19 protein-coding genes and 2 pseudogenes are annotated in these 24119 nt (G+C 64.9%); 11 read left to right on the top strand and 10 right to left on the bottom strand.

The genetic code is table 11. From position 1 onward, the window contains the following. Positions 1 to 21 precede the first annotated feature (21 nt). Positions 22 to 1335 (top strand): Na+/H+ antiporter NhaA, encoded by a 1314-nt coding sequence (gene nhaA, locus CVV68_RS16485; protein WP_110502100.1) that lies wholly within the window; start codon positions 22 to 24, stop codon positions 1333 to 1335. 68 nt (positions 1336 to 1403) lie between these two features. Next, entirely contained in the window at positions 1404 to 1853 is a 450-nt protein-coding gene (locus CVV68_RS16480) for a VanZ family protein (RefSeq protein WP_110502099.1), read from the top strand. Between the two features lie 8 nt (positions 1854 to 1861). Here the strand turns inward: CVV68_RS16480 and sufU are convergent. After that, a pseudogene (gene sufU, locus CVV68_RS16475) lies at positions 1862 to 2221 on the bottom strand (Fe-S cluster assembly sulfur transfer protein SufU); the annotation flags it as partial. A 954-nt stretch (positions 2222 to 3175) separates the two neighbouring features. Here sufU and CVV68_RS16470 point away from each other — a divergent pair. Continuing rightward, positions 3176 to 4147 carry an alkaline phosphatase family protein gene (locus CVV68_RS16470; RefSeq protein WP_110502097.1) on the top strand — a complete coding sequence of 324 codons (972 nt, stop codon included), beginning with the start codon at positions 3176 to 3178 and terminating at the stop codon, positions 4145 to 4147. 175 nt (positions 4148 to 4322) lie between these two features. Here CVV68_RS16470 and CVV68_RS23960 read toward each other — a convergent pair whose 3' ends face one another. The 9 genes from CVV68_RS23960 to CVV68_RS16425 all read right to left on the bottom strand — a co-directional run bounded on the left by CVV68_RS23960 (position 4323) and on the right by CVV68_RS16425 (position 15114). Next, positions 4323 to 4814, bottom strand: a complete 492-nt coding sequence (locus tag CVV68_RS23960; protein ID WP_110502096.1) for a hypothetical protein — start codon at positions 4812 to 4814, stop codon at positions 4323 to 4325. A gap of 70 nt (positions 4815 to 4884) precedes the next feature. After that, complete coding sequence (locus CVV68_RS16460; RefSeq protein ID WP_110502095.1) at positions 4885 to 5313, bottom strand: hypothetical protein; 429 nt, start codon at positions 5311 to 5313, stop codon at positions 4885 to 4887. Beyond that, a complete protein-coding gene (locus CVV68_RS16455; protein ID WP_110502094.1) occupies positions 5310 to 7082 on the bottom strand; it encodes a hypothetical protein in 1773 nt (590 codons plus the stop codon). The genes CVV68_RS16460 and CVV68_RS16455 overlap by 4 nt, the downstream gene beginning before the upstream one ends. Beyond that, positions 7079 to 9409 carry a phosphotransferase gene (locus tag CVV68_RS16450; RefSeq protein ID WP_170133213.1) on the bottom strand — a complete coding sequence of 777 codons (2331 nt, stop codon included), beginning with the start codon at positions 9407 to 9409 and terminating at the stop codon, positions 7079 to 7081. Before CVV68_RS16450 ends, CVV68_RS16455 begins: the two co-directional genes overlap by 4 nt. Further along, positions 9402 to 10223, bottom strand: a complete 822-nt coding sequence (locus CVV68_RS16445) for a glycoside hydrolase family 16 protein (RefSeq protein ID WP_110502092.1) — start codon at positions 10221 to 10223, stop codon at positions 9402 to 9404. The genes CVV68_RS16450 and CVV68_RS16445 overlap by 8 nt, the downstream gene beginning before the upstream one ends. Beyond that, positions 10216 to 11286: a GNAT family N-acetyltransferase gene (locus CVV68_RS16440; RefSeq protein WP_170133212.1), complete on the bottom strand. Its 1071-nt coding sequence runs from the start codon at positions 11284 to 11286 to the stop codon at positions 10216 to 10218. The genes CVV68_RS16445 and CVV68_RS16440 overlap by 8 nt, the downstream gene beginning before the upstream one ends. Continuing rightward, positions 11283 to 12086 carry a polysaccharide deacetylase family protein gene (locus tag CVV68_RS16435; protein ID WP_110502090.1) on the bottom strand — a complete coding sequence of 268 codons (804 nt, stop codon included), beginning with the start codon at positions 12084 to 12086 and terminating at the stop codon, positions 11283 to 11285. The genes CVV68_RS16440 and CVV68_RS16435 overlap by 4 nt, the downstream gene beginning before the upstream one ends. Next, entirely contained in the window at positions 12083 to 14269 is a 2187-nt protein-coding gene (locus CVV68_RS23565) for a glycosyltransferase family 2 protein (protein WP_170133211.1), read from the bottom strand. Before CVV68_RS23565 ends, CVV68_RS16435 begins: the two co-directional genes overlap by 4 nt. Further along, complete coding sequence (locus tag CVV68_RS16425) at positions 14266 to 15114, bottom strand: glycosyltransferase family 2 protein (RefSeq protein ID WP_245933595.1); 849 nt, start codon at positions 15112 to 15114, stop codon at positions 14266 to 14268. Before CVV68_RS16425 ends, CVV68_RS23565 begins: the two co-directional genes overlap by 4 nt. A gap of 1070 nt (positions 15115 to 16184) precedes the next feature. On the opposite strand from CVV68_RS16425, the gene CVV68_RS16420 reads away from it, so the two are divergent. From CVV68_RS16420 to CVV68_RS16380, 8 genes and pseudogenes are all read left to right on the top strand, one after another. Next, complete coding sequence (locus tag CVV68_RS16420; RefSeq protein ID WP_245933594.1) at positions 16185 to 16763, top strand: glycoside hydrolase family 16 protein; 579 nt, start codon at positions 16185 to 16187, stop codon at positions 16761 to 16763. A 259-nt stretch (positions 16764 to 17022) separates the two neighbouring features. Then, positions 17023 to 17913: a glycosyltransferase family 2 protein gene (locus tag CVV68_RS16415; protein WP_110502089.1), complete on the top strand. Its 891-nt coding sequence runs from the start codon at positions 17023 to 17025 to the stop codon at positions 17911 to 17913. Position 17914: 1 nt separating this feature from the next. Beyond that, complete coding sequence (locus CVV68_RS16410) at positions 17915 to 18889, top strand: glycosyltransferase family 2 protein (protein ID WP_110502088.1); 975 nt, start codon at positions 17915 to 17917, stop codon at positions 18887 to 18889. A 200-nt stretch (positions 18890 to 19089) separates the two neighbouring features. After that, positions 19090 to 20511 carry a hypothetical protein gene (locus tag CVV68_RS16400; RefSeq protein WP_146238935.1) on the top strand — a complete coding sequence of 474 codons (1422 nt, stop codon included), beginning with the start codon at positions 19090 to 19092 and terminating at the stop codon, positions 20509 to 20511. Beyond that, on the top strand, positions 20508 to 21614 hold the full coding sequence (locus tag CVV68_RS16395; protein WP_110502085.1) for a hypothetical protein: 1107 nt from the start codon (positions 20508 to 20510) through the stop codon (positions 21612 to 21614). The genes CVV68_RS16400 and CVV68_RS16395 overlap by 4 nt, the downstream gene beginning before the upstream one ends. Before the next feature lie 44 nt (positions 21615 to 21658). Beyond that, a pseudogene (locus CVV68_RS16390) lies at positions 21659 to 22888 on the top strand (IS4 family transposase). Positions 22889 to 22959: 71 nt separating this feature from the next. Next, on the top strand, positions 22960 to 23187 hold the full coding sequence (locus CVV68_RS16385) for a hypothetical protein (RefSeq protein WP_146238934.1): 228 nt from the start codon (positions 22960 to 22962) through the stop codon (positions 23185 to 23187). 416 nt (positions 23188 to 23603) lie between these two features. Beyond that, a partial coding sequence (locus tag CVV68_RS16380; protein WP_211320882.1) for a transposase occupies positions 23604 to 24119 on the top strand: 516 nt, incomplete at its 3' end.

The raw sequence follows: 24119 nt of genomic DNA, 5'->3' as shown, positions 1-24119 counted from the left end.
CACCGAGAGGCCTGCCAGCCGATGAACATCCCGACCCCCCGCCGGATTCTCGCCCGCGGCAGCTACCCGGAGTCCCTGCGGGTCAGCCAGATCCTCCGCTCGGAAACCGTGGGCGGCGCGCTGCTGCTTGCCGCCACGGTCATCGCCCTTGTTTGGGCCAACTCCCCCTGGGCGGACGGCTACTTCGCGCTCCGTGACTTCAAGATCGGCCCGGCGGCTTGGCACCTGAACCTCAGCCTGGGCGGCTGGGCGTCCGACGGACTGCTGGCCATCTTCTTCTTCGTGGCCGGGCTGGAACTCAAGCGCGAATTTGTCGCCGGCGACCTCCGAAACCCGGCCCGCGCCGTCGTGCCCATCACGGCGGCCGTGGGCGGCGTCCTGGTCCCGGCAGTGCTGTTCACCCTCGTCAACCTCGGCGCCGGCCCGCAGGTCCTGCACGGCTGGGCCATTCCGACGGCCACGGACATCGCCTTTGCCCTCGCGGTGCTGGCCGTCATCAGCACGCACCTGCCCAGCGCCCTGCGCACCTTTCTGCTGACGCTGGCCGTGGTGGACGACCTCATCGCCATCGCCATCATCGCCGTCTTCTACCCCGGCGAGCTGCATCTGCAATTCCTGGCCCTGGCCGTCCTGCCGCTGCTGGCGTTCACGTGGCTGGTGCAAAGGCGCATCCACTCCTGGTACCTGCTGCTCCCGCTGGCCCTGGCTACTTGGGCCCTGGTGCACGCCTCGGGCATCCATGCCACGGTGGCCGGCGTGCTGCTGGGCTTCGCCGTCCCGGTGGTCCGCTCCGCCAAGCGCGGCGGCCCCGATGCCGGCCCCGGCCTGGCCGAACACTTCGAGCATTTGGTCCGGCCGCTGTCCGCCGGGGTTGCCGTGCCGCTGTTTGCGTTCTTCTCCGCGGGAGTGGCGCTGGGCGGGCTGTCCGGGCTGAAGTCCGCCTTCACCGACACCGTGGCAATCGGCATTGTGGTGGCGCTGGTGGCAGGCAAGTTCATTGGCGTCCTGGGTTCCACGTGGCTGGTCACCAAAACCACCAAGGCCACGCTCGACGACGGACTGGCCTGGATCGATGTGGCCGGCCTTGCGCTGTTGGCCGGGGTGGGCTTCACGGTATCCCTGTTGATCAGCGAGCTCAGCTTTGGTGACGGCAGCCCCCATTTCAACCATGCCAAGGTCGCCATCCTGGCCGGATCCGTCATTGCGGCGCTGTTGGCCTCCGTGGTGCTTCGCATCAGGAACAAGCACTACCGGCGCGTGGCCATCCTCGAATCAGCCGATGACGACGGCGACGGCGTCCCGGACGTCTTCCAGGTCGACGGGGACGGCAGCTGAGCCAGCCGACACGGAGGTTTAGTTTGTCGAAACCCCGCAGCCGAACATGAGACCCTACACTGGGAATTGTGAAGCCCTCCCGCCACCACGTGACCATGGTTCTTGCCGTGCTGTACTTCGTGGCCCTTGCGGCCATGGTGTTTTGGCCGTCCCCCGTGGACCGGCCAGTTGACGGTGCACTAATGCAGGTCATTGCCTGGTTGCACAGTCACGGCCTTCCCCAGTGGTTCATCGGCTACCGGAAGGTTGAATTTGCGGCGAACATCCTTTTGTTTGTTCCATTTGGCTTCATAATCGCCGTACGGCTGCACCGCATATATTGGTGGGTGGCCGTGGCGGCAGCAGCGGTGGTGTCCGGCCTAATTGAACTGACACAGGCAATGCTCCTGCCCGAGAGAGTCCCTGCATGGAGCGACATCGTGGCCAACACCTCAGGGGCACTAATCGGCGCAGTGCTCGTCCTCACGCTGCGGGCGGTCTTCACCCGCAGCAACAAGCGGGCAGACGCCCGACAGTAAAAGCCGCATTACCCCGTCTGGTTCAGTGCGTCCTCAGCCGCCACCCAGGCGAGCATGGCGCACTTGACACGGGCCGGAAACTTGGAGACCCCGGAGAGCGCCGCGGCGTCACCGAGCACCTCCTCGTCGGCTTCCAGCTTGCCGCGTGAGCGCATCACCTCGCGGAAGGAGTCGATCAGCCCCTGCACTTCACCGGCGCCCAGGCCCACCACCAATTCACTGAGGATGGACGCGGAAGCCATCGAGATGGAACAGCCGTCCCCCGCCCAGTGGATCCCGGAAACCGCCCGCCCCGAACCGGTGCCGGCCGTTTCCACCCGGAGCGTGATCTCATCCCCGCAGACGCGCCGCCGACATCTACGAACTCCTCGGCCACCCCCGCGACCACATCACCGGCGTCCCCGCAGCCGACTACTTCACCGACAAACCCGACAACGCACCCTGTCCCACCCACTCAACCCTCAACCTGGCCAAACTCCAAGCCACCGGCTTTACGCCGCGGCCAGCCCGCGAAAGGTTCGCTGCCCACCTCTTTGACAATGAAATTTGATTCGCTTGATCTAGAGACCGCAATGATATTTTTCTAATAATATTAATTGCTAATACGTTAGATTTCAATTTATTGGGGTTTCCAATTAGTGTCCTAGTTCTTCAAGCCGGATGTGGTCGTCGCCAGGGAAGTAGCGGTTGACCCACGTCCAGGCTGTGCGGAGATGAGTGCGGCCTGTCCGCTGGCGGTGGGGTCGGTCTGGTCCGTCCGGTCTTGCGTAGCGACTGGTAGGTGATTGGCTTGCCGCCGACACCGTTGAGCAGGAGGGTGTAAAACAACAGTCCGCGACTGCGGGAGTGCCGCCGGTTGAAGTGGAACACCCACTCGTCGAAGTACGCCTGCACATGCTCGGGGCTGACCGAACCCTGCAGGGTGCCCATAACGCCTTCGCGAACGCCTCCGCAAATCCCGCCGGCTCCGTCAATTCCACATTCTCTGCGGTAACACAAGACTAGCGAAAAATCCGGTCAAAACACGACTAATTTCTACGCGAGCCCTAACGCTGGCATTGTTGCACTCCTGACATATCCGAAATGTCCCGTAAGAGGGTCGTCAACCGGCCGAGGAATCAGAGCGTGTTGACGTCGAGATTTCGAAGCGTGGGTGTCACCGAACGGACCTTGGACCGACGCTTTTCACGGAGTCAGCACCGCCAAATGCCGACAGGACGCTTCCAGACGGGAGGGCCGGGCCTGGATCAATTCCATGGTGGCCCGGCCGGCTTTCCACGGAAGGCATTGCCGGGTCGGGCCGCTCCGGCTAGCATCGAGGGATGAGCCAGAAGGGCAGATTATTTGTTGTATTCGTGATCGGATTCACCGCGCTCGGGCTGTTCATGGCAGGGTGCACCTCTCCGGACCCCGTTGCCAGCCAGGCCCCGTCGCCCTCGGCATCCGTCTCGAGCCAGCCGGCAGGCAGCCCCGCCGCCGTTGGGGGAACGCCTCCCGGGATCGACCATGTCGTCATCATCGTCGAGGAGAACGAGTCGGCCTCAAGCATTCTGGGCAATGCCGCAGCCCCCTACATCAACAAACTGGCCGCCGAAAATGCACTGGCGACCAACTACAAGGCTGTATCCCACCCGAGTCTGCCCAACTACCTGGCCCTGACCAGCGGCACCACCGCCGGCTTCACGGATGACTGCAGCCCCGGCGGCCGCTGCACCGCACGGGTACCGCCCATCACGGATGCAATCGAGAAATCCGGGCGAACCTGGAAGATGTACGCCGAGAGCATGCCCGCTCCCTGCACGCCGGAGAACGCCGCCACCTACGGGGTGAGACACAACCCGTTCATGTACTACCCCAGCGTCACCGACAACCACGCCTCATGCGCGGCGCACGACGTTCCCCTCACCCAGCTCAGCGACGACCTGAAAACCGCCTCAAGCCTGCCCAACTATGTATTCATCAGTCCCAACGTTTGCAACGACATGCACGACTGCCCGGTGGCGACCGGCGACACCTGGCTCTCACACCAAGTGCCGGCCCTCCTGGCCTCACCGGCCTTCACGACGCAGAACTCCCTCCTGGTGATCACCTGGGACGAAGGCGGTGGGGACAACAACACCGTGAACAACACCGTGTCGACGATCTTCGCCGGACCAGCAGCCCGACATGGCTACAAATCCCCGCGGGCGTACAGCCACTATTCCCTGCTGCACACCATAGAAAGCCTGTGGGGACTGGCCCCCTTGACCAACAACGACAGGAACGCGCCCATCATGAGCGACCTGCTCAAATAGCGGCCAGCACGCCAACCAAGGCCGGCGGGCAGGGCGACCGGATGACACTAGTTGCCGGGCTTCCGCCTTGGTCACAGATGCCCGAATCAATCGTCCGAAAGGGAGCGCTCAGCTGACGCCAATGGCTGCTAGGGGATGGTCGACACGACGACTACAGGGAGTTGTGCAAAGTCGTTTAGCTGATAGTGATGCGGGCGAGTTTTGGATCGACTTCGACCAAGATCACGACATCGGCGTGGTGGGCCTTGATGGCTTCGGCCACCGCGCCGATATCCGCTTGCGCAAGGTCGAGATTTACGCTGAACACCGTTCGGGGTTTACCCGAGCACGCTGCGGGGAAACCCGTGGCCGGCACCATCGATGGAACGAATCCCAGCGCGGCTCCCAGAAGAAGTACCAGTGCCTGAACCAAGCGCCTGCCGCTTCGCGGGGAGCTCGAAATCAGGGTGGCCAAAACAAGTATCAACGCCACTAGCAACGCTGCCGCACAGAGCACCGAGACTAGTGCCTGGAAGACCGGGATCCACCCGCGCCCACGCAGGTCAAGGTGCGGCAGTACGCTGAGGACGAGCGCAACAACGACCGCGCAGCTTGTTGGCAGACCGGGTGCGAAGACGGGTCCCCGCCCGCTATTCGCGCCGGCGGCCTTGGTTGCACGGACGTCCATGTCAGCAACACTCCCGGGAGCATCCGCCCGGGGCCCGGGACACCATGTCTTCCATGAGGTTCTCCCCGAGTCAGCGTTTTTCGCCGGTTTCGTCCCCGGGCCGAAGGTTTGGTTCCGGTGCTTGGGCCGGGAATTCCAGATGCCACCGAAAACCCTTTTCGGAATCATTGCTGCCCGCCTCGGTGCGACGCAACGGGATGAATCCGCACAGGGTGATCAGCAGCAGCGCGGCGAACCCGGTCCAGGGAGACCACCAGCGGCCCACCGCCATGACGGTTCCCACGGCAACCGTTGCACAGATGCTGAATACGGCGCTCAGTGCCAGGGTGTCGCCTTTGTCCTTCAAATGCATCCGGCGGGCCCACCCGTACCCTGGCACCAGCAGGCAGAAGGCTGCCGCGCAGAGCGGTCGCACCCAGTCGGTCTCCGCGGCCAGCACCAACAGCAACGCCACCGCCACGACAACAGCGCCTGTTTTCAGGATTCCCCGCTCGTTCATCGGCCCGCCGCCCGCTGCACCGGAGCAAACACCGTTGCGTCGCGTGTTTGGTATGCGACGGTGAAGCTCTTGGACCTGCGCAGCGCTTCCTCGATCGTGTCGAGGAAGCCCGGCGGCATCGCTTCACCGCTCTCGACGGCGATCTTCTGGCCCCGGGTGATGATCACGTAGCCGCCAGCGTATTTTGGATCCGAGAACCATCCGGCCAATGTGGCGGCAGGGTCTTTCAACCAAACCTTCGTCGAGTCTCCGGGCTCAAGATCCAGGGATACATAAGTGAACTTCTCGTAGTCGATGAAGCGGCCCGGGTAGTTGGTGCTTCCCTCCACCAGCAGCGAGTGCGGTGCCGCGTGTGTATAGGCCCATCGTGATGCCGCCACCTCCCCAGGGGTGAAGTAGTTCTGGCGTTCCTTCCCGTAATACCCCAGCAGGAATCCCGGGAGGACCATGGCGGTGATGATCGCGGCCGCCACAAGGGAACGGACGGCAAAACCACGCCCGTTACGCGGGATGCATGCCTGGGCTTGGAGGAAGGCGATGAACGGGGCTGCGAAGAGGAAAGCCCGGAAGAGCACCTCACCGCCGAACCCCGTGGTCAGCACCAACACCCCTGGCAGGACCATGAGCGTCGATGTGGTCAGGATCAGAGTGCCGGTCCTGCGCTGGCGCCACACCCCGATGAGCGCGACAACCCCCGAGACGAACACCGTCATCCTGCCTCCCCAGATCACTTGCAGATCCCCCACGCTGGTCTGCCCACTGGATTTTGCCAGGGTTTGGTCGGCGTTGCCCACGACGTTGCCGAATTGCGAGATCAAGTCCATGAGGTTTGGAAACGTGTAGGAGAGAGCGCCGGTCAAAGCCCACGCCACGATAATTGCCGCGGCAAGCCACGGCAGGTACCAGCCCGGGGTGCGGCGCAGGGCTACCAGCGCAATGACGGCAAGCAGCATCATCATGGGGGTGATCTGGTGACTGACGGCGATCGCCGCGACGATGACGGCGAACGGCACCACCATCACCCGCCGTTTCATGCGCCGGAGCATCAGCCCGATCAGGCCCAGGTACAAGAGGTATGCCATCGCTTGCGGGGAATAGTAGTCCTGTCCCACCCAGTTGATGACCAGGAAAAACATGAGCGCCATCCAAACCACCGTACGGTTCCGGGTCAGCCCACGGAAGAGGAAGCGCAGCGCCACGAGGTTGAGCAGGTTGAAGGCCACCGGCGCCCACGAGGCGATGGAGAGGGCGTCAGGCTGGCCGGACAGCTCAGTCAGCAGTGCGCCACCGGCGAAGAACCCCAGCCAGTTGTGGTAGATCTGTCCGACCCCGATGCCCGGGTCCACCGACCCGTTGCGCATGATGTAGTCGACGATCCCTACGTGTTTGTAGGCCCACGAATACCTCAGCGTCCCGTAGAGCACCGGCGGCGTGCCGTGGATCAAGGCGATGTAGACCACCAGGTAGGTGGCCAGCAGCCATTCGGGCTTGTGCAGGTGGAGGCTGGCCAGGAATCCGCCCAACAGCAGGATGAGCGCCAGGACCGTGAGTGGGGTGAAGAGGTCCAACAGGCCCAGTGCCCCCATGTTGCGGGGATCGGCTCCCCGAAAACCCAAGGTCCACAGGGCCGCCGCCACGAACGGAAGCGCCACGAACACCGTATCCCGCCGGAACACCGCATCCCACCAGTGCGCGGGGTATGCAGGGGATGCCGGCGGGCCCTGGGGTGCCCGTGGCGTCTGCACGGCCGGCCCGTGCTGCAGCTTCACCGGATCCTCCCTGTGGTTGTTTTCGGGTTGTCCGTCTCAAACAACCTCATGACCGGACCGACATTGCGGCTCAGCCACACCAGTCCGACCCTGTTGGTCGATGCCCTGGTCAGTCCCGCATCGACGTGCCACAGCCAAGTTTGCAACACCACATGCTCGATTTCAAGGTCGCAGTTGGGCAGCGTCACCCCCAGCCGGGCCAATCCCGAGCGAACCGACTCCGGGTTTTCCAGTGCCGCGAGCACCGCATCGCCGAGTTCACAGGGTTGCGCGGTGAGCCACCAGTGCACCAGATCGGTGTCCGGCAACCCGATGGCCCTGGCGTTTTCCCAGTCGACGATCCCGCTGACTTGCGGGGTTTCCGGCTCCCCGCGTAGCAGCACGTTTCCCGGCCACAGGTCCCCGTGGACGTACCCCGCCACTACCTGCCGGCCCAGCCAGGCCCGCCGCAGTTCGGCACTCAAACGTTCGAGTCTGACCGCGGCCCCCGGTGACCCGTACACCTGCCTGATCGCCGCAAGGGGACCATCGACCCAGGCGGCCAGCAGCTCCTCGTCGATTTCCAGTACCCTGCCGGTCGCCGTGTGGATCCTTCCCATCATGGCCAGGGCCGCGCGAGCGACTACATCTTTTTCCTCCGCGCTGGCCGGCAGGGAGGTGGCGGGGGTGCCCGGCAGCCGTGATTCGGCCAGGACCAGGTTGCCCTCGAGCTCGGCCCGGCCTAGCACCCGCGGCAGTACTGCAGCCAGGTCCCCGGCCAGTTCCGCGCCGAGGTACTCAACGGCCGCGGCATGCCGGTCAAGGCCCCGCGAGGCGGCCGTGGAAATCGCAATCTTGAGTACCAGCCCGCCCTGCTCACCGGTGACCGAGAGCACCAGAGTGTCCGAGTCCGACGTCAACAGTCGGGCCGTCGATCCCGCCGGCAACCCGCATGCGGCCAGCGCGGGGGCCACCAGGCGCTCGCTGCGCCGCGTGTTGCGCAGCTGCCGCCACGCGCGGGGAAGCGCACCAAGCGTTGCGGGGAATGAACGCCACCCCCGCTTGTCTTCCCACAATCCCGAACGCCCGAAGCACAGCAGGAAAAGCGCCACCAGGCTCTGGTTGACCAGAATCACGACCCCGATGCCGGTCAGTCCCCACCAGCCCAAGGCCAGCCAGGAACCGCCCCAGGTGGCTGCGGCGGTGAATGCGTACACCCCAAGCACGGTGCGCATGTCTCCGCGCACCCTTGCCATGCTGATGCCGATTCCCACGATCAGTTGCGGGATGGCCGAGGCCAGGATCAATTGCAGTGTGCCCGTGGCGTTTTCGGCGTAGTGCGGGCCCATCACCCGCAGCACGAAGGGTGCCAGCAGGGTCCCGGTGAGCGTGGCGGGGACCACCAGCTGGGCACTGTGGAGCAGGGCCCGCCGGGCGTGGGAGGTGGCGTGTGCGGGGTCGTGCACCGATTCGGCGATCAGGGCACTGCCGACATTGCTGGTGATCAGGTACAGCGAATACCCCACGGTGTCGGCCATGAACCAGTAGGCGGCGGCTTCGGCGCCCGCGACCTGCAGCACGATCAGCGTTAGCACATCGGTGGTGGCGAACCACAGCAGCGACGCAGCATGGTCGGGGGCCGCGAATCTGGCCAGCCGGGCCAGCGGCACCCGGGCCTGGGCGGGCGTGCGTGAATCAAGTGCCGCGGCCCGTCGGGCGAAGCGTAGCGCCAAGGCCCCGACGAAGAGCACCACCAGCACTGCGGGGAGCACCGTGGCGGCAAAGACTGCCCATACCGCGGCCATACCCAGCAGCGGAAGTGCTGCGATTTTCAACAGTGAGGAGGCTCCGTTTTCGATCGGCACCCAGCCGGTGCGCCGCAGGCCGATCAGCACCTGGTCCTGGAGCACGAAGATGACCCACACCGCGGTGCCCAGCACGAAGGCCAGCACGGTCAGCGGGCTTTTGACCAGGAAGCCGAGCTTTTGGGCCCACAGGGGCTGCCCGGCCAAGAAGATTCCCGCGGCCAGCATGGCGGCCCCGGCGCAGGTCGCATAGCAGGTGAAAACGAGTCGCGGGGTGCCCGCGCCGGCTTCGGGCAGGAAGCGCAACAGCCCGTTTCGCATCCCCAGGGTGGAGATGTTCGCCAGCAGGGTCACCGTGGACATCAGTGCCGCGCCCACCCCCACGGCCTCGGTCGTGAGCAAGCGCGCGGCCAGCGCCCAGAAAGCAAGACCCAGCAGCGAGGTCAGCGCCGTGCCGATGATCAGTGCGTCGGCGCTGCGTCGCAGCGGATCCCCCAGGCGGGCCCGCAGCAGTCCGGCGAGCCCGTTTGTTGTCTTAGCCATGGCCCCAGATCCAGACATGGTCGATCTCAAAGGTGGCCGGGAACTTGGTCCCCGCATCGGGTGGCCCGGGATATTCGCCGCCCACGGCCAGGTTCATCACCAGATACATTGGTTCATCGGGTATTTGGGAGCCAACCAGCTGCCACACCTGGCGTCCGTCCAGGAAATACACGAGTTTGCCCGGTGTCCAATCCAGCGAGACGGTGTGCCAGCCTCCGGCGAGTGTGTTCCCCCGGGGCAGGTCGTATATTTTCCCGCTCGTGGACGCCGAGGGGTCCTTGGGGTGAAAGTGCATCAGCAGCTGTCCGGGATTTTGGCCCAAGACCTCCAGCATGTCGATCTCGGGCACGGATTCCTCGCTTGCCGGAAGCAGCCAAATCGCCGGCCACAGTCCGCGTCCTTCGGGAATCCGGAACCTGACCTCGACCGTGCCGTAGGTGAACGCCAGCTTGGCCGGCTCGCCATGCGCAGGGGGCCCCGTGGTGACCATGCCTGAGGCGAATTTGTAGTCCTTGCCGTCGGAGCCGGGGGTCGCGCGGCGCTCGGCGGTGAGCCTCAGTGTCCCCTCGGAGATTGAGACCTGCTGCGGGGTGTACCACTCAAGTTCGTTGTTGGAGCCAATGGTGCAGCCCTTCACCTGCCACCAATGACAGGTGTTCCAGATGGAGCTGCCCAAGGTGTTTGAGTCGAATCCTTCATCCAGCAGCAACCTGGCGGCCGGCGAGCCCGTGGGCCGGGCACTGGATCCGAGCAACAGAACCAGACACAGTGCCAGACCGGCAGCCACCACCGTTTTCCAGCTCCGGTTAGACATCGCGGAAGCCCAGGACTCGCTTGACGACACCGCGAGCCGCGGCGTCGGCGCGACTCCAAGGCAATCGATCCAGCCGCAGTTCGGCGTAGTCTCGGGGCAGTGCCCCGAACTTCTCCTTAAACTTGGCCAGCGCGAGCGACTGGCCGGACTCGCCCAGGTGGTAGGCGGCGCAGCCCTTGGCGCAGGCCAGTCGCAGCGTGGTCCATTGCACCAGCTCACCGGCCCCGGTGCCGCCGACCAGCGCCTTGTCCATGGCCGAACGCGTGTCATGGGCCGTGGCACCGAAGAGCGTGATGGTTCCGATCGCGGGCTTGCCATCGACGTAGGCGAGCGTGACGGTGAAATCTTCTCCCAGATGGCGCCCCATCGACTGCAGCTTCGCCAACGGGTCGCGCCGCCTGGCCCGTGCGTGGGCCAGCGCCCGCGGTTCGTGCTGGTTCGCGGCCCAACGGTCGATCGAGGTCATGAACAGCGAGTAATACGCCTCCAGCAGGGCGCCGGAGTGGCCGGTCTCGATGCGTACCCCCTCGCGTTTGGCGGCCCGGACACCGCGGCGTGCCGACTTTGACAGGGCCATCCAGGCCGCGTCGACCCCGTTGGACAGGTCGATGACGTGCGCACGGCGCGGGATCACCAGCAGGCTCCCGCCCAGCTCCCCGCCATCAACCGCGTCCTGGTCCAGGGCCTGTGCCCAGGCCGCCCAGCGCTGCGGGTCAGGCCGGATGGCCACCCGTTGCAGGTGCAGCCCGCGCAGGTCGCTCAGGATCGACTGGACCATGCCCTTGTCGGTTTCGGCCCCCAGCAGCCCCCCGATCCCCCATCCCGGGGGGAATGACTGCAGCCAGCCGCCCAGGCCGGCCACGCCTTGCCTGCGGACAAGTGGGAGCAGTGCTTCCCGGCCGTCGGCAAAGGAGTAGAGCCTGCTGGCATCGCTGAAGGGTCCATCCTCCACCATGGCGTCGACCCATTCCGGGGCTTGGTCGGGCAAGGATGCAGGGTCGGAGGCCAGCATGCTGCGCCATTTTTCCCGCGGAACGGGTGAGAGGACCACCGGGGCGTTCATGGCCGATTCGCCTCGGGGTAACTTGCGCGCAATCGCCTGACCTGCCGCCACACGCCGGTGCGCAGGTGCTCCCGCCGGCCGGCACGCTTGGCGTGGCGCCCGTCCAATACGCCCGCCAGGTGTTCTGCGGTGCAATCTGCCATCACGGTGCATCTGGCCAGGGCATAGAGGTCATCCCCCGGGTGGCTCAGCGCGTTGCGCACCGCGGCCGCGGAGGTGTACCCGGCCTCCGCGACCATCTGCTTGGTCACCCGGTCGTGGTAGCCGTGCGGGTACGCGAAGGTGTCCACTGGCCGGTCCAGGATCGCCTCCAGTGCTTTCTTGCTTTCGCTGATCTCCAGCCAGGCGCGATCGCGGCCTACGGCATCCAGCTGCGGGTGGGTCATGCTGTGCGCGCCGATCTCCACACCCTGCGCGGCAAGTTCGCCGATTTCGCCGGAGTCCAGCATCGGGAGCCCGCTGGCACCCACCGGGGCAAGCCATTCGCTGTGCCCACCCACCAGGCCCGCGGTCACGTACAGGGTGGCAGGCAGTCCCCTGGCCTGCAATTGCGGCCAGGCGTTCGAGGCGAAGTCCGAGAATCCGTCGTCGAAAGTCACCACCACGGCACGCTCCGGCACCGGGTCCCCGGCCCGAATCAGCGCCGTGAGCTGGCCGATGGTCAACCCCACGCGCCCCAGTTCGGCGAGCATGTCCAGATGTTCGGCGAACATCTCGCGACCAACGGCCCACGGTGTGAAATCCACCGGCGGATGGTCGTCGACGGAATGATAGAGCAGGATCGGGATGTGCTGGCTCACCGGGTGCCCCCCGGATTAGTCGGATGCCTGAGCAGGTACCGGCTCAGCACATACCGTCCCGGACCGGAGAGCAGTCCGCGCCGGTGTTCACGCATCAGGTCCCGCGGCCACGGTGGCAGGCCGGGGACGGTGGAGGGGTGTTGAACGCGGGCAGTCTTTTCCCGCAGGGAAGCAGCGTTCAGGGCCAACACCACCACCATGCGCGGGTTGCGCATTAGGCAGCGCATCAGGTGCGCCCCGAGTCCTGCCCCGTATCCATAAACCTGGCGGCGCAAGGCCGCATAGTCGCGGTGGTGCGGGTGCAGTACTATCGCCGCCGGTTCGTAGATCAGGCGGTGCCCGGATTCCAGCACGTCGTAGAAGGCTGCCAGATCGTCCCCGCCCATCGCCACGGTGCCGGTGCCCAGGGCTGCCTCGAAGCCGCCGGCCTCGTGCAGGTAGGAAGTCCTAAAGGCCATGTTGGCCCCGGAACCGCAAACCCCGGAGGCAAAGGGCAGCAACGGGTACTCCCGCTTGCCGTGTGCTAGGTCGAACACCCGGCGGTGCAGCCCCTTGTCGTAGGTTTCGTTTCCCTCAACCCATTGCTGCGGCAGCGTTTCAAGTTCGCGAGGCGCAATGAGGCCTGTGACGCACACGGCGCCGGTGTCCTGTGCAAAGACCAGCGCGAGCCGTTCAAGCCAACGCCGATCGGCCAGCACGTCGTCGTCGGTGAAGGCCACAATCTCCGTGTCGATATGTGGCAGGGCGGCGTTGTGGGCGTGCGCCAGCCCGGGCTTGTCCTCGCGCACGTAGACCAGGCGCGGGTCCTCCGCGATGCGCCGCGCCATCAATTCGGCCGTTCGATTATCGGAGGGGGCGTTGTCCACCACGATGATGCGCTGCGCGTCCATGGTGCCGGCAAGGATTGATGCCAAGCATTCTTCGAGCTGTTCGGGGCGGTTCCGGGTGGCAACCACCACGGTGGCCGACACCCCGGCAGCAGGCATCGCGCCCGGGGTGTGGGCCGTGGCTTCGGTTCGTTGGGTCCCGGCAGCGGGTGCTGTTTCTGCCACCCGCTCCAGAAGCAGCTCGGCGGTGAGCCTCTCGTCCCCGGAGAGTTCGATGCGCACCTTGGCCAGAGGGTCGCCGCCGTTGGTGACCAGGCACAAGGCACTTCGATGCGCTGGTGCCGGTTCCAGGGCTCCCAACGTAGCGTCCGGGTCCTTGAGATCGAGGATCAGGGGCAGGACCGCCGGAACGGATGGCAATTGTGTCGGCTGTGCTCCGTGGCCCTTGAGCCGCGCCTGCATGAAGCCGGTGGCGGTAAATGCGAGTCCCGCCATGATGGCCCCCCTGGCCGGGCCAAAGGGATCCAGCCGGAGGCCGGTGGTGAGATGACCTGCCACCCCGGCGGGCAGAGTCCGTCGCAGGTAGGAGCGTTCGGCGGAAAGCGCGCTCAGCTGGCCGTGGGTGCGTGCGACGCTGGCCTGGGAGACGCCCTCGGCGTGGCACCGTATGCGGAAGTAGGACCAAGAGGCCCGTGCTGAGGGGACCTTGTGGTGGACGATGGCTTCGGGCTCGTACAGGAACACCCCGTCGGGGAACAGCTCGGAGGCACGGATGCACCATTCGGTTTCCTCGCAACTTGCGGCTCCGGCCGCGGTGCGGCCCAACCCGCTGTCGAATCCGCCCACGGCGTCAAGCACGCTGCGTCGCATGGACATGTTGCATCCCATGAACTTGCGCACCGGGGCGCGCTTCACGGGCTGGCCCGTGTAGCTGCACCCAACCATCCAGTTGAATTCCGACGGCCACCACGAGGGCTTCGCACCTTCCCAGACGGACAGGGCGGAGCCGCCAACCCCCAGCACCCCGGGATCGCTGAACGGGGCCACCAGCCGCTGAAGCCAGTGCGGATCGGCGGTCGCGTCGTCGTCGAGAAACGCCACCACGTCCCCCAGTGCCTTGCCGGCCGCGGTGTTCCGCGCACCGGACAGCCCGCGAGGACCCGTGTTGGCAATGACTTCAACACCGTCCAGCTCGCGCCGAGCCCGCCGAAGCAGCGACGGATTATGGTCGACAACGACCAACAGCTGTCCACAGGGAGCATTTTGGGCCCGCACGGATGCCACGGAAGCCGCCAGGTCCTCCCAGCGCCGTTCGGTATAGGTGCATATCACGACAGATGTCGCAACGGGTTTCATGGCTTTTCCGCGGTCCGTGCGATGTGGGTGAATTCTTCCACGGTGTGCGCGAGGTGACGCGGCACCCCCAGGCTGGCGCGGGCGCGGGTCAAGCCGCCCCGTTCACGGTAGTTGGTCCGCAGGACCCGTGCCCCGTCCCGGAACGTGTGCAGGTTGCTTTCTCCATGGATTCGAGGTCTTTCGAATGAAGCGACTTCCACCACCCGAAGGCCCGCGGCCAAGGCAAGGATGTTCAAGAACGTTTCCACCTCGAATCCGCCGATCTCGCCTTCGAAGGCAGGACGCACATGGCGCCAGAAGGCCATGTAGCCGTAACACAAATCGGAGTAGCGTCCGCCAAAGACCATGCGAACCGTTTGGGTGAGGGCGAGATTGCCCGAGGTACGCAGCAGTGTCAGGTCGCTGCTGCCACCGCCCTGGACGAAGCGCGACCCCTTGACGACGTCGGCACGTGCTTGAAGCGACGCCACGAAGATGACGATGTCCCTTGCGTCCATTGACCCGTCGGCATCCATCATGACGATGATGTCGCCGTGGGCGGCCTCAAATCCGGCCCTCAACGCATGACCCTTGACATGGCGCTTTTCAAGGACGATCAGAGCATCCGGCCGACGTTCCCGTACGAACCCCAAGGTGTCGTCGTCCGATTCCCCGTCGACAATCACGAGTTCGTCCACGATGCTCGTGATGGTTGGCAATACCTGGACGAGGTTTTCCGCTTCGTTTAGCGTGGGGATGATGAGGCTGACCTTGGGGTGAGGCTCCGAAAGAAAGATCATCGGCGAGATGGCTTCAGGATCTTCCAAGTATTCTTGCAAATCCTCATGCTTGGTCATCAAAGTCATTTGAAACTCCCCAACCAGTTGGACCCGGCGGATCCTTCGTGATATGTCGGCTTGGATCTGGGAAAAGGTCCAAGCACTTTGGTTTTGGATTGTAGGCGTGGCTCGTGGGGCGAGTGTTGATTCCCGCCCGGAGCGGCCAAACGTCGTGACTGCATCGATATTTCACATTCTCGATGCTCTGATCACGACCGCACCAATCAACAAACCGCTGCTCAGCTAACCAAGGGGTCAGCGGTTGTTGCTACCTCAAGCACGATCTTCTTGCTCCGTCACGGAAATCATGCCGGCTCAATATGAGACGGTGATTGCTGTGGGCTCCCGAAGCGAAAAGTGCCAACCGCTAGCTCGGGTCATTGACGTCTAGGGGACCTCGAATCGTGAGTTCAGCAGACGTCGGGTAGCCCCGACCTCGGATTCATCAACCCAGTAGACATAGCCCATGTCATCCTCCATTCGGACCCGAATCGTCAACCCCAATGCATGAACTTTCAGGTGCATTCCACATGCAGTGTATACCTCATTGCTCCTTGCAAACCGCGTAAGGGCCCTCGTATAAATTAGTGCGACTAAGGACCCGAATCGTTGGCCGCACCGAGACCTTCCTGGCCGCGAGGGGATGCCAGGGGATCACCGGGCACGTCAGGCACCCGCAAACCCAGGGGAAGAACGAATGCAGCCAGTGCGCCACGAGGCGCGTTGCTATATCCCCGACGCAGTCGGGACAAACTCGAAGGGAGGTTTGTAGGTCTGATGGCTTACCCGGATACCGAAAGGTGATGGGGACCCTAGCTTGCCAGTAAACCGGTGACCGTGCCCAGGTGTTAGGGACGGTGCGCCGGGAAGGCCCGCGTGACATGGCGAAGTCTTGATTGCTTGAATCTCAACCTCCAGAAGATGAAAGTTCACATCCACCGGAAATGACACCCGATGCCGGTGCCTGTCCTGCGACGGTTATGTGGATGAACCGTTGCAACCTTCGGGACCAGGAGCGATGCCCAATGAGGGCATTTCAAGGAGATGAGTGGGGCGCCTAAATCAACGATGTGCTGACACCGTTTGTAAAGGAGGTCATGAGCACGTGTGCAAACAACGATGCGAGTGGATACATGGGAAACGCGGAAACGCGGATGCGGGCCACCGCCCGGGACCCGCAGTACCACCCGGTGCTGATCCTGTGGCCCAACAACAACGCCTCCTCCAAGTGCGCGGAGATTGACTACGCCGAAGGCACAACGGAGACCGCACAGATGAAGCTCTTCCTCCACCACGCCTGCGGCGGCTCCGACTTCCAGACCACCACCTCGACGCCGATTGACCCCACCCAGTGGCACAACTACGCCGTGGAGTGGACGCCGTCCGGAATCACCGGCGACATCGACGGCGTGAAGACCTTCACCGACACCAACCCGGCCCACCAGCCGGGCGTCGGAATGCACCAGACCCTCCAGCTGGACTGGTTCCCGACCGGCGGGGCAGCCAAGTCATCCCAATGCAGGTTGATTGGGTCCGCGTCTACAAGTAGCCCGACACCAAAAACTCGTGGCGCAAGGGCCGCCGGAGGTCCCACCGATTCCCGGCGGCCCTTGCGGACGGTATCCTCAGTGCGTCGCGCGGCCGTGGAGTACGTACGCAGTACTCCGCCCAAGTAGTCAAACTAAGTAGTCAGACCGAAAAACAAGTACTTCAACCGGAAAATCAAGTAGTGCGCACACTACCGGCTGCCACCGCCCGGACGTACCATTTTCCTAGTCGCCAGGGAACTTGCAGGACGGGGCGGCGGGTCTAGGCCTCATTGGGGATAGTACTTGACATTGTTGTGCTGGCGACCACCCAGGGGGGGCAGCCGCGGCAGGGGCACGCGGGCCGAACCGGGCTTAGTCGTGTCTTCCGCATGTTGTGGAGGAAGCAATGACATACCTGGGGCAAGCAAAAGCAGCAAGTTTCGAGCAGGATCACCTGCACGAAGAACTTCCCCACCCTCCCGTCCCTCCCCTCGTACACCGGCATCCGTCCGTCAGTCTGGTCATACCCACCCTCAATGAGGCACGGAACCTGCCGTGGGTGCTGCGGCGCATCCCTCCGTTCGTTGACCAGGTCGTCATTGTCGACGGCCGCTCCGTGGATGACACCGTCAAGGTGGCCCGGGCCGTCCGTCCGAACGTCGACATCGTCCTGGAACCTGAAAAGGGCAAGGGCGCTGCCATCCGTGCCGGATTCGCCGCCAGCACCGGTGACCTGATCGTCATGATCGATGCCGATGGCAGCATGGACCCGGGCGAAATTGGCTGGTACACCGAACTCCTGAGCAGCGGCTTCGACTTCGTCAAGGGCTCGCGCTACCTCACGGGCGGCACCTCCGACGATCTGACTTGGCTCCGCGGACAGGGAAACCGCGCCCTGACAGGCCTGGCCAACGTAGCCTGCCACCGCCACTTCTCGGACCTTTGCTACGGCTACGTCGGCCTGCGCCGGCAGGTCCTGCCCCTGTTGGAACTGGCGTCGAGCGGCTTCGAGATTGAAACCGAACTGGCAGTGCGTGCAGCCCTGGCCGGACTGCGCATTGCCGAAGTGCCCACCCACGAACTGAATAGGCTCTCCGGCACGTCCAACCTGCGCACCTTCCGCGACGGCTGGCGGGTGCTGCACACGCTCGTGAAAGAGTGGTACGTGTGGGATTCCCCCACGGCCGGCGCGCCCGCGGAGTCGATCCTGCGGGTCCGCTACCACGAGCTCCCAGTCGAGATCACCCGCTCGCCCGACGACCCGGCCGCACTGCTCGCCCCGGCGACGGGGATTTGAGATGCCACCCGTCCAGCTTCCCATTGCAAGCGTTGTCATCTGTTCGCACACCGAGGAGCGCTGGGCCTGGCTGCAGCAGGCCATCGCCTCCGTCCAGGCGCAGACGGCCGCCCCGCACGAACTGATCATCGTCGTCGACCACAACCTTCCGCTGCAAAAGCGGCTCCTGCACCAGGTCACCGGCGCCTACGTGCTGGAGAACAACGGCGCCAAGGGGCTTTCGGGGTCCAGGAACACCGGCGTCCTCGCGGCAACCGGGGAGGTCGTCGCCTTTCTGGACGACGACGCCATCGCCGCGCCTGACTGGCTGCTTCGCCAGCTGGAACTCTACGACGACCCCGCCGTGTACGCTGTCGGCGGCCGGATCGACCCCCTCTGGGAAAACGGCCGGCCCGCCCACTTCGCACTGGAGCTGGACTGGATTGTGGGCTGCTCCTACCGCGGCCTGCCACGGGTCGCGGCCCAGGTCCGCAACCCGATTGGCGCCAGCATGTCCTTCCGCCGCACGGTCTTTGAAGAGGCGGGCCTTTTCGACGAAAGCATGGGCCGGACGGCGTCACCGCGCGGCTGCGAGGAAACCGAGCTGTGCATCCGGGCGGCCGCCCTGCGCCCGGGCGGGCGGGTGGTCTACGAGCCGGCGTCACTGGCTTCCCACCATGTCCCCGCGTCCCGGGGCACCATGAGCTACATGCTGGCCCGGTCGTGGGGTGAGGGGATCTCGAAGGCACAAATCTCCGCCCTGCCAGGGGCGCGACGGCGGCTGGGCCCTGAGCGCCGTTACGTCGCCGAGGTGCTCCCCCGGGCCATTGTCCGAAGCTTGGCTTCCGGCGAGGTTGCCGGCCTGGCCCGCAGCGGGACAATTCTTTCCGTGCTGGCAGCAACCGCTGCCGGCTATTTGGTGGAGCAGGCAAGGCACCCGTTCGCCGTGGTGCACGCCCCTCGGGGCGGTACCGGCGATGTGGAGGTGGCATTGTGAGCAGGCCAATAGTCGGCATTCGAACTGTGATGATGACGGCGGGTCTGGCGGCCGCGGCTGCCACCCCACCGCCACCGGAAACGCCTGGCGCAGGTCCGACGGCGACCATCGACTCCCCGGCACCTCCGGCCAGCGCGACGCCGGCCAAGCCGGCACCTCTTGCAACGGCGACGGCCAGACAGACACCCACGGCACCCGCCGTGACAGCACCGGCGCCGAAGATTGCCACCACGGCGCCGGCACCGAAGCCAACCGCCACGGCAACATCAAGCACAAAGGCGACTGCTAAGACGGCCGCGAAGGCAACCACGCAAGCAGCCGCCGCGCTCGCGACAGTGTGCAAGCCCCTCACCGCGCGGCCCACCAACACCTTCCCCGGAACCACCGTTGTGGCTGACAACTTTGAGTCCGGGAACCCGTCCAAGTGGACCGTCAACACCGGCGGCAACGGCACGGCAGCGATTGTATCCAACGCCTTTGTCACGGGAGCCTGCTCCACCCACCTGCACGCCACCACGGCGCTTGGCTCCATAGCCACCCTGACGAAGACCATTCCGGCAGGCCTGGGCCAGGTGTATGCGGACGGCTTCTTCGACGTCCAAACGACGGCGGTTGTCGCGGCCGTGAACGCCTACCTGCAGTTCTACATGGGCACCACGCGGATCGCCTCCGTGTACCGCAACACCACCGACGGGCGGCTCCGGCTCGAGGCGCTCACGTCCACCGGCACCTGGGCACGCACCAAGCTGACCAGCACGGCCGTCACCACCGGACGGTGGCACCACATCCAGATGCACGTCCTGCCCAACGGGACAACGTCCGCGCTGGAGATCTGGCTGGACGGCGTCAGGCTCTACCACACCAACAACAACGACGGCCGCACCGGCGCAGTCACGTCAGTGTCAACGGGCAACGAATTCACCAGCCAGCAGGGCGACCTCTACCTGGACAACCTGATCATCAAGGGCCAGGCCCAGGTCACCTCCAACTGCAACACGGCAGTGCCCACCAACACCTTCCCCGGCCAAGTGGTGGTGGTGGACGGCTTTGAATGCGGAAACCTCGCCAAGTGGACGGTCCACACGATGGGCGACGGCGCAGCAACCGTGCAGGGGGCAACCGTTCACTCGGGCCCGGATGCGGCCCGCCTGGCGACCAGCCCCAACAGCAAGTCCATGGCCAACCTGTCCCACGCCATTCCGGCAGGGTCCACGGGCGTGTACATTGACGGGTGGTTTGACATCACGGCCATAGGGCCCGTGGGCAACGACGTGCCGTACTTCCGCTTCTTCACCGGAGCCACCCGGTTCGCGGACATTTACCGGTACAACTCCACCGGAGCGCTGTGGCTGCGGGTGCTGAACCCAGCCGGCACGAACTCCTACGCGCGGCTGACCAAGACAGCGGTCACGGTGAGCGCCTGGCACCACGTCCAGATGCATGTGGCAGCCAACGGTGCCGCCACCACCCTCCAGATCTGGTTGGACGGCGTGCAGGTGTACAACTCGTCCGCAGTCAGCACCTCACCCACCAGCACCACCTCGGTGATGCTGGGCTCCGAGCACTACCCGCAGCCGGCGTCCATCAACATTGACGACGTGATTGTCAAGTCAGTCCCGTGACGGCCAACCAGCTTGCAGCACCATCTCCGGTGCAGACCGGCGCCCACTTCGACATCCACGGACTGGTGGGCATCGAAGTGGCCCCCGGCACCCCCGGGGCCCCGCAGCTGGTGGACATGCTTGGCCCGTTCCACACGGCCCGCCCGGCCGAGGAGCAGTGCCGGATCCTGGTCACCGGGACCACGGCCACCTTGGTGAACCCGTCCCACGCCGAGGACGCCTACCGGTACTCGGACGACACGCTGTTCCTCCCGCGGGAACGGGTCACCGTGACCGTGACGGACGCCGGGTTTACGGTGGCCGGCCGCGGTGAGTTGCTGACCGCCATCATCCCCCTGCTGGACCGGCTGTGCGTGCTCAACGCCGCGGCCATGGTCCATGCGGCCATCGTCAACTACCGCGGCGCCGGCATGCTGATGCCGGTGTGGGGCGGGGTTGGCAAAACCAGCACCGTGGCCAAACTGGTGCACATTGAGGGAGTGCAGTTCATGGCCGACGACTGGGGCTTCCTGCGCTCCGACGGGACGGTGCTGGGCTACGCCAAGCCCATGTTCATCAAGGCCCACCACCAGCCGATCTACCCGCAACTGTTCGAAGGGCCGCGCAAGCCGCTGGTGCCCAAGGGGCTGACCAAGCCGCTGGAGCGCGCCTCCACCATGGTCCACCCCGTGATCGTCCGGTATCCCCGCACGGCGGCGTTCACCCGGCGCTGGTCCCCGGAACACCGCATGGTCCACCCGGAGCAGGCATTCGGCGCGGAAAACATAGCCAGCGAGGCACCCGCCTGCGTGGCCATGTTTCTGGAGCGGCACTCGGGGCCGGACGCGGTTTTGGAACCGCGTAGCGCCGAGTGGATGACGACCCGGATCGTGGGCAATTTCCACACTGAGCTGCCCGGAGTGTCGCGCAGCCTCATCGAGGCCCTCGGTGCCACCGGACTGATCCCCCTGGAACGCTACTTCGCAGACAAGGCCAAGGTGGTTCGCCGCGGCTTGGGAGAAATTCCGTGCCACGTGCTGAAGCTGCCGGCCAGCTGGTCGGCAGACCACGCCAGCGACCATGTCACCGCCACCGTACAGGCACTGCTCAATGATTGGGCCTAGCCCCCAGTGCCGTTTGCTTAGCTCAGGTGTGTTAATCTTTCGGCATGGCGCGTAGTGGATGGGGTGACCCCCGGGGGGTCCCGAACGATTGAGTGACCACGTTTCCCTTGGTGTGTTGACGCGGGTGTTCCCGGCGGACGTGGTCGACGCGGTGATCGAGCGTACCGGGGCGTTGCAGCAGCAGAACCGGCTGCTGCCCTCGAGGCTGATGGTCTACTACATCATGTTCCTGGCCCTGTTCTCCAACCGTTCGTATGAGGAGGTCAAGCACCACGCTGGTGGCCGGGATGGAATAGCTGAGCGGCCGGTTCCGTGAATGGACGATGCCGACGAAAGCGGTGATCTACAAGGCAAAAACTCGCCTGGGCTCCACGGTCATGGCGGAGTTGCTCGCCGAGGTCGCCAAGCCGTTCGCCGCCCCGGGGGGTCCCGGGATTTATAAGGAATGGTGGCTGGTCAGTGTCGACGGGACCGTCCTGGATCTGGCCGACACCCTCGCGAACGAGAAGGCGTACGGGCGGCCCGAGACGAAGACGGACTTCAAGAGCACGTTTCCCCAGGCGCGGGTGCTGGGCCTGGTGGAGTGCGGCACCCATGCCGTCTTCTCCGCCGTGGCCGCCAGCTGCAACACCAGTGAGTACGACATGTATCCGGCGCTGCTCGCGGATCTGGCCAAGGACATGCTGGCGATGGCCGACCGCGGGTTCTTCTCCTACCAGGCGTGGAAGGACAGCGCCGCGACCGGGGCGGCTTTGCTGTGGCGAATGAAGGCCAACAGCGTCATGCCCGTCCTCGAGGAACTCGGGGACGGCTCCTACCGCTCAGCCGTCTATCCCTCCAGCAAGGACCGGGCCAAGGACACGAACGGGATCCCGGTGCGGGTCATTGAATACGAGGTCACCACCGCGAAGAAGGACGGCGGGGAGGAGGTCAGCAAGTTCCGGCTGACCACTTCCATCCTGGACCCGGCCGCCGCCTCGGCCGAAGACCTGGCCGACCCCTATGCCCGACGCTGGGAAATCGAGTCCAGTTTCGACGAACTCAAAACCCACCAACGCGGCCCCGACAACGTCCTGCGGTCCAAAATACCCGACGGGGTGTACCAGGAAATCTACGGCTACCTCTGCACGCACTACGCGATCCGGTCCCTGATCGACACCGTCGCCAACGAATTCGAGGAAGACCCAATGAGGTTTTCCTTCATACGCACCCTCCGGGCAGCAAGGCGATCCCTCGCCGGGCGCCCGGCTTTTTCCCCCTCACAAACTAGCTGAAGCCTTCGTCGTCTTCTGCCAGGAAGTCCTCCACGAATTCCTCCCCCCGCACCGTTCGGGAGCCCGGCTCCGTGCGCGAGACCGCACCCGCTCCCCTCCCCGGCTCCATGGCGGTCCCTGCCCGCAACGCAGCCCTCTGGCTGGCCAACGGCGGCGTGGCCGGCCTGGCCCGCGGCGGAACAATTCTTTCGGTGCCGGCAGCAACCGCCGCCGGCTATTTGGTGGAGCGGGCAAGGCACCCGCTGGCCGCGGAGCACGCCCTGCGGGGCCGCACCGGCGATATGGAAGTGGCATTGTGAACAGGCCAGGAACCGCAATTCGTACCATGATGATGACGGCGGCGCTTGCGCTGACGGCGGGTCGGCGGTCACGGCCGCCACGCCGCCACGCCGCCACCAAGCAACACGCTCAGCGCCAGCCCGCCGGCAACCGCCACAACGCAGGCACCGGCAGCAACCGCCACATCGGCCCCACGCCAAGCCGGCGCCTGTTACAACGCCGACGGCCAGACAGACGCCCACGGCACCCGCGGTGACAGCACCGGCGCCGAAGATTGCCACCACGGCGACATCAAGCACAAAGGCGACTGCTAAGCCTTGATCCACCGATTTGGTTTGGGGTTGATACGGCGGTTTAAACACGAAATGCCCGTCTTTTCAAGGATAATTGGACTTACCACAGCTCAATTTTCCTGAAAATGAAGGACATCTCGTAGATGCTAGTTTTCCACACCCCGGCGGCCGTGTCAGTTTCCTTCGACGAGGAGAACCTTGTGTCGCCCACGGGCCTGGTCCCGGTGATGCGTCTGGCTCAGGACGCGGGTCTGCATTCGCTGGCCAATGAGTGGATAAAAATACCGACGGACAAGGGAGCAAATGCCGGGTTGAAGGTCGCCGCCCTGGTGGCGGGCATGGTTGCCGGGGCCGATTCCATTGATGACATGGCCTTGCTGCGCCACGGAGGAATGAAGAAAGCCTTCAAGGGGTGCTATGCCCCGTCAACGCTGGGCTCGTTCCTGCGCTCCTTCACCTTCGGACACGTGAAGCAACTGAATGCTGTTGCCTCCCGGCTCCTGGTCAATCTGGCACGGAAGGCACCCTTGTTCGGGCCCCCTTCCGGGGACGGCGAGTTCATTTTCGTGGATGTTGACGACACGATCATCGAAGTCCACGGCTATCTGAAGCAGGGCTCCGGCTACGGCTATTCCAAGGTCCGGGGCCTGAATGCCGTG

It is taken from the genome of Arthrobacter livingstonensis (assembly GCF_003219815.1).
GTDB classification, from domain to species: Bacteria; Actinomycetota; Actinomycetes; order Actinomycetales; family Micrococcaceae; genus Specibacter; species Specibacter livingstonensis.
This window is presented reverse-complemented; position numbering and strand designations above follow the sequence as displayed.